The sequence below is a fragment of the Neolewinella persica DSM 23188 genome (genome assembly GCF_000373105.1).
GTDB classification, from domain to species: domain Bacteria; phylum Bacteroidota; class Bacteroidia; order Chitinophagales; family Saprospiraceae; genus Neolewinella; species Neolewinella persica.
This window is the reverse complement of the sequence record NZ_KB890438.1, coordinates 87,225-94,134: the sequence shown is the minus strand read 5'-3', so window position 1 is coordinate 94,134 and position 6,910 is coordinate 87,225. Positions and strand designations below refer to the sequence as shown.

The window sequence follows — 6,910 nt, the reverse complement described above, 5'->3', positions numbered from 1 at the left end:
GTCTTCGCCAAAGGCGATGGCGTCAGAGACACATACTTCCAGTTGCTGGGCACAGCCGTCGGTGAAGATCGGCACCAGTGGCGTCAGGCCACCGGCCAGCAGGCGNGCGCGCAGCGCCGGCGCCATGGTGTTAACGATGGTCGCACCCGTTTGGGCGTCCACGCGGTAACAGCGGCTGATGCTGTTGGGCAGGGTCGATACGTTGTTGGCGTCAGACTCGAAGTCNACGCACAGCAGCGTTACATCGTCTGGTGTTACTTCAGCCACCGGAGACGTCTTGTCTTCGGCGTTGACGATGCCCCAGCACGTCTCGAAGTCGAGATCAAACAGGCCGGTACCCACCGAGCGGATCATGTAGTTGAAACTGCCACAACCATCGATGATGGGGCCGTTGCCTGGGTTACTGTCTTGGACTATGATTTCAAAATCGAAAGCATCGAGGCATACCGTATTGCCAGTGAGTAATTGCGCCGGAATCAGCTCAAAGCCACAGGCTTCATTTAAGGTAACGTTGATTTCACCAATACAAGCCAGTTGGGGCTGGTTGAAGGTTACCGTAACGATGAAGGTCGAGGTGCCCACATTTCCACTATTATCGATCGCTGTGACTGTTACTTCGTTTTCACCAATGTCTTCACAACTGAAGAGGAGTGAGCGGCTTAACACCACTGAAACGATTTCACAATTATCAACTATGCTAACTACTGCAGCCGCACTGTCCACCATAAAGGTACCAGCGTCATCAGAGAGTGTACCCATCTGGTCCACAGTTATTACAATGGGATCAGTGGTATCTTCCACCGTAACGGTTGCCTCACAGGTGTCTTCTTCACCGATAGGGTCTGTTACCTTTAGGGTAACTATCGTTATTCCTAAGTTGTACGGGCCGGGAGGTGCCAAGGTGAACGTTATGGGGTCACCATCTGGGTCAAAGGATCCATTATTCAACTCCTCAGCAGTAACCATCGCCATGCAATTTCCGTCAGCTTCCCGGGTAATATTTTGGCATATAGCTACTGGCGGCTTATTACAATCACCCGCGCCTTCCACCACGGTCACTGTTGCCTGACAGGAAGCCATATTCCCATTGCCATCTTGCACATTAAGGGTAACTGTGTTGGGTCCAATGTTGTCACAAGTAAATTGGTCCGGACTAACGCTGAGAGTAACAGCCCCACAGTTGTCATTTGACCCATTATCAACTTGCGGTGGCAAGAGCATAGCGGTATTATCTGCCAGAAGTGGCAAATCAATATCCTGGCAAATAGCTTTAGGCGCCAAATCATCTACAACCGTCACCTGAGCGATACAGCTGTTTTCATTACCTGCTGCATCCACAATTGTCAAGGTAATTGGAATTGGAGGACCGATATCTGTACAATTTACCTGAACCACATCAAGTGTTCGATTGGTGATACCACAATTGTCCAGAGAGGTATTGTCGATCAAACCTGGAGTCAAATCAGTGGTACCATCTAAGCCAAGCGGAACTACTGGATTAATACAATTTGCCACTGGGTTCTCAGCATCAACTACGACCACAGTTGTGCTGCAGGAAGCCGCGTTGGCATCTGCGTCGGTAGCTGTCCATTCTACCGTCGTAGTCCCCACAAGATAAGGCTGGTTTAGGGCCAGCCCGTCGCTGCGCGTTCCGCTAACTACGAGGGGTGGGCCCTCACAACCGTCAGTAGCCGTTGGCGGGATAAGATCGACAGAGGCATTGCATACCCCCACATCATTTGGTGTCAGGACATCTCCTGGACAATCGAATAAGATCGGAATATCCCCTTGGTCTAAAATATTCAAGGCTACTCGATCAGAACGACAGCCCGGGTAGATGTCTTCAATCAGCACCTCATCTATATACCAGCCGTCATCCACAAAAGAAGCATCGGACGTGTACAGGAAACCGATTTGTAAGGTACCAGCACCTACTACAGAAACGCTTCCACCAGAAGTTAAGTAGCCGCCGGAATCACCGGCATAGACATTAATGTCCGGCGAGTTACCACACCCTCCCAGGAAGGGGTCATTATACATGAAATCGAACTCATTGTAGGAATTGGTCGTTGGTGTAATTTGTACCCAAGGGCCGCCATCAATGCTGGCCAGTACATAGCCGTGATCACAACAAGTCTCTGTATTAAAGCGATGGCGGAAGGAGTAGTCAATACTAAATTGCCCGTCTAATTCAAAAATGGGAGATTCGAGGAACATACTGCTGTTGCCAGAACCACCCTGCTGAGCAAAGAGGGTGCTCGTTCCTGCATCATCCAATGCTTCCCAGTTTCCACCCCCCACAAGATCACACTGTGCGTTAGCCGACCACCCTTCGAGGCCGTCATCAAAGGTCCATAAACCATCACCATTGGTGAATTCTTCAACATAGTAGGTCGTTAGCCCTCCGGTTATTATCGGGTACGGGTTGCCCGTGAACAGAAGGTTACCCGCTACCGGAGCGTCGTACCATTCGAATAAAGGGTTAGCCAGGCCGGAATTCGAAACGGCAAGCAAGTCCAAGTTTTCATTCGGACAAGCCGCAATATCTTCCACAGTTGGTTCTGGCAGGCCATCCGAAAGGATTACCTGTGCTTCAGAGCGAGGTCCAACGCAAGTAGACTTGATATCATCAATTGTTACTTCACTGAGGTACCAGGCATCATCGACAAAACTGGCATCCGAAGTATAGAGAAATCCGACTTCAAGGGACGCCGCCCCACCAACGTCAATAGCACCCGAAGACAAGATGTAGCCATCCGAATCACCGGCATAGACCGTCGTATCGGGCGAATTACCACAAGCCCCGAGGATGGGGTCGTTATACATAAAGTCGAAAACAGGGTAATCACCTGCCTGGAATACTTCCCAGGGGCCGCCGTCTAAGCGGTACACGACGTAGCCGTGGTCGCAACAGGCTTCTGTATTATAGCGATGGCGGTAAGAAAGTTGAACAATCCCTTCATCCTCACTTACATCAACGGCCGGTGATTGCAAGATCATACTGGAATTACCCGAGCCTGCCTGCCGGGCGAATAGCGCTCCTTCTCCGCCCTCATCAATCCATTGCCAGGTATCCAAAAAACCACATTCCCCATTAGTGCTCCAGCCTTCCAGGTCTTCATCAAAACTCCAGACCTGTTGGCCGGTGATTACTTCTTCTACATAATAAGAGGTGTTAGAAAGTGGGATCGGATTAGGCGTAAAAGGATTTCCCACAAAGAGAAGGTTGCCATCAACCGGAGCGTCATACCATTCGAATTGTGAATTGGTCGTTCCGGAGGTTGTCACTGCCGTTAAAACAGGAGCTTGAGGGGGGCAAATTTCAGCATCATTCACTACAGGAGCGGTCAAGTCAGGAAAGTTGATCGACAGGGGTACCCGAGGGCTCGGACAATCAACCTGGGCCACGCCGTCAATCGTAACGTCATTGATATACCAACCCTCATCGACAAAGGAGGCATCAGAGGTAAAGAGAAAAGCTACTTCCAGGAATTGAACACCACTGGTGGGGATGGCTCCACCTGAACTGATATATCCACCTGAATCACCCGCATAGACATCCATGTCCGGCGAAAAGCCGCAATCTCCTATAATTGGATCATTGTACATAAAGTCAAAGACAGGGTAATCGCCCGCCTGAAAAACTTCCCAGGGGCCGCCATCTAAGCGGTACACTACGTAGCCGTGGTCACAGCAGGTTTCCGTATTGAACCGGTGATTATACGTCAATTGCACTTCTTCCGAACCGGTCACCATCACGGGCGGTGAACGCAAAAGCATACTACTGTTGCCGCCGCCTGGATTTGCAGCAAACAAGGAACCCCCTCCGTCCGGGTTCGGGGCCCAATTGTCACTCAAACCACACTCTGTAGTTGCCGTCCACCCTTCAAAGTCAGCATCAAAGGACCAATGCTGGGTAGCCTGGCCAAGTTCCTGTACATAGATCGTCGTTGGGCCGAGCGGTTCAAATTGGTAGCTAGGTCCGCTGGCCAGTAAGTTGCCGTCAACCGCAGCATCGTACCATTCGAATGCGGGAGTAGAAAATCCCGAATTAGACTGTGCCGTCAGGGTAGACGTCAGGCCCAGACATTGGTCCTGGTTTTCCACCGTTGGCGCTGGTGGCGCGTCCGAAATAAAGATCGTCGCGGCAGCACGCTCACTCGGACAATTGGATGAACTAAGTAACCTAACCGAATTGATATACCAGCCTTCATCGACAAAGGAAGCATCGGACGTGTAGAGAAATGCCACCTCTAAATTCGTGCCGCCACTCACATCCAACAAACCTCCGGAGGCGAGGTAGCCACCCGAATCACCCGCGTAGACATCCATGTCCGGAGAGTTGCCACAAGCCCCCATGATGGGATCATTGTACATAAAGTCAAAGACGGGGTAATCGCCCGCCTGAAAAACCTGCCAGGGGCCGCCATCGAGACGATAAACAACGTAGCCGTGATCACAACAAGTCTCGGTATTATAGCGATGGTTATAAGAGAAAAACACCTCTTCAAAACTACTTACGTTCACCACCGGAGAAATGGCCAGCATACTCGAGTTGCCCCCAGTCGGATTGTTGGCCAACAAGGCGCCACGATTGGCATCACCATTCCATTCCCAATTGGTGGGCAGCCCACACTGGGTGGCGAGGGTCCATCCCTCACTGTCTGTATCAAAAGTCCAGGATTGATCTAATTGGGGTCCTCCAGCAAGCTCTTCTACCCAATAGGTCGTTGTTTCGCTTGGCGAAGCAGTAAAGGTTGACCCTGAGCTTAACAAATTACCTCCGGTAACATCATCAAACCACTGGAAAGTAGGAGCAGGGTTGTTCGTATTCGAGTTCACACTGACTGTAGCAGAACTCCCCCCACAAGTCGAAGCGCCTACCGTTGTCGGGGCTTCTTGTGAAGGAGTCACCGTTACATCTACCTGCACCCGCGGGCTTTCGCAAATTACTTCCACGCTAGCCTCATTGATGTACCAACCTTCATCCATAAAGGAAGCATCCGACGTAAACAGGAAGCCTACTTCCACCGTACTGGCTCCCAACACTCCCAACAGGCCTCCACTATTTTGGTATCCACCATTATCCCCGGCAAAGACATCAATATCCGGCGAGTTGCCGCAACCTCCGAGGAAAGGGTCGTTATACATGAAATCAAAAACGTTGTAAGGGCCCGTGGTGGGGACGAAACGTTGCCAGGCACCACCATCTAAGCGATAAACCGCATAGCCATGATCACAGCAGGTTTCAGTATTAAACCGATGAATGAAGTTGAAATCGATGGCGTTAGCCCCCATTACGTCAATGACGGGAGAGCTGAGAAACAAGCTGGAATTTCCAGAGGCACTTTCCGCAAAGGCAGCTCCCTGACCTCCGTCCGAATCCCAAACCCAGTTAACAGCATTGAGTCCACACTGCGTAGCAGCCGTCCACCCCTGCAGATCGGTGGCAAAGTTCCAGGTTGACAAGGAAGTGGTGGTGACGGCCGCGTAATAGGTCTCACTCTCACTGAGGAAAGGCGTAACGAAGGAACTACCTGTCTCTATGGGACCCAGGCTGCCAGAATCATCATACCAGGCAATTGTCCCCCCACCCCCCATAGCCTGAAGTGTCGTACTTCCGGGGCCACACTGAACAACCGGCTGAGTAGTCGGGGGAGCCAGGTTACACTGCGCATATCCAACCGAAGACATGGTTAAACAAAGCAGCAATAAACCTAACGCTGAAACTTGAGGCTTGAGATTATGTAGTAACATAGAAAATAGTTACGGTGAAAAAAACTTGGAATAGCTGAAAGAAAGTCGTCTTAAAAACCCTTTAAAATTCAATACTATTCAATCATAACTTGTTACTAAAGCACTATCTGTTTAACTTAAAACACTTGTTTCTCCATCAGGCCAATAGCAGATAAAAGAGTCGAAAAGCAAAGCTTTTGCCCTTTGATTGAGATCAAGCCCACCAATATACTAACAATAAAACTGTATCACTGTATTTTTCTTCTTGAAAAGTACAGCGTTTTAGACTTGTTGCGCAGCTCGACTAATTTCGTTCACCCGTTTGACTACCTGGTTGAACAGGTAAATTCATTTACAATCTAACGGCCTACCGGAAGTCCTCCAGTCGGTCCGTTCTAATCCCTACCTCTTCTTCCCCTCTATGCTTACCGGACCACCACCGTCCTTTTAGTAGGCCATAAACTCTCCCGCCATATGGGTAGGAGTCTGTTTGCCGTAAGCCTAGATGTTTATAAGCTCAACCTTTACCCAATTCTGACCATGCTCAAGACAGTTGAGCGTACCTTCGCGGGGCGTACGGTCGTTTGCAGGTTGTATTGCACTTTCAAATCATTTCCCTGCACCTGCGGCCGCGCCAAAAAAAAGACCTCGCGCTATGAAAAAGACATATCTACTCGCCATCATTATGGTCATCGTCGCTACCGCACTGGTACTGACTGCGGGCGGTGAAGTAGCCCCCTACGCTAACTTCGACAAGGCCGCTGAAACCGGTGAGTCCGTTAAGCTCGTCGGTAGCCTGGTCAAGGACAAGCCCATGGTGTTCGAGCCGCTAAAGGACCCCAATAAATTCAGTTTCTTCCTGGAAGACCAGGAAGGTAATGAACGTGAAGTCATCTTGCTGAAGGGCAAACCGCAGGATTTCGAAATGTCCGAATCCATCGTGCTGACCGGCCGCATGGAAGGCGAAAAATTTATCGCTAAGGACATTCAGCTGAAGTGCCCCAGTAAGTATAAGGACGAAGAATCGATGATTAAGGGATTAGTGGAATAGTCAAACAGTACAGAGCGTCAAGGAGTCAAATAGTACTGCTTGACTCTTTGATTAACTGACTGCTTAACTATTTGACTACCTGTACTGCTTGACTCCTTGACTAACTGACTGCTTGACTCCTTG

Annotated in this window: 2 protein-coding genes; one reads left to right on the top strand and one right to left on the bottom strand. The window is 50.0% G+C overall.

Annotated elements, in window-relative coordinates:
• On the bottom strand, positions 1-5,694 hold a 5,694-nt coding region (locus tag B036_RS34300; RefSeq protein WP_455014821.1), incomplete at its 3' end, for an Ig-like domain-containing protein.
• Positions 5,695-6,391: 697 nt separating this feature from the next.
• Here B036_RS34300 and B036_RS0116630 point away from each other — a divergent pair.
• Positions 6,392-6,787, top strand: a complete 396-nt coding sequence (locus B036_RS0116630) for a cytochrome c maturation protein CcmE domain-containing protein (RefSeq protein WP_044102984.1) — start codon at positions 6,392-6,394, stop codon at positions 6,785-6,787.
• Positions 6,788-6,910 lie beyond the last annotated feature (123 nt).

Coding starts and splice junctions, on each gene's coding strand:
- B036_RS0116630 (WP_044102984.1), top strand. CDS start 6,392: ATGAAAAAGACATATCTACTCGCCATCATTATGGTCATCGTCGCTACC.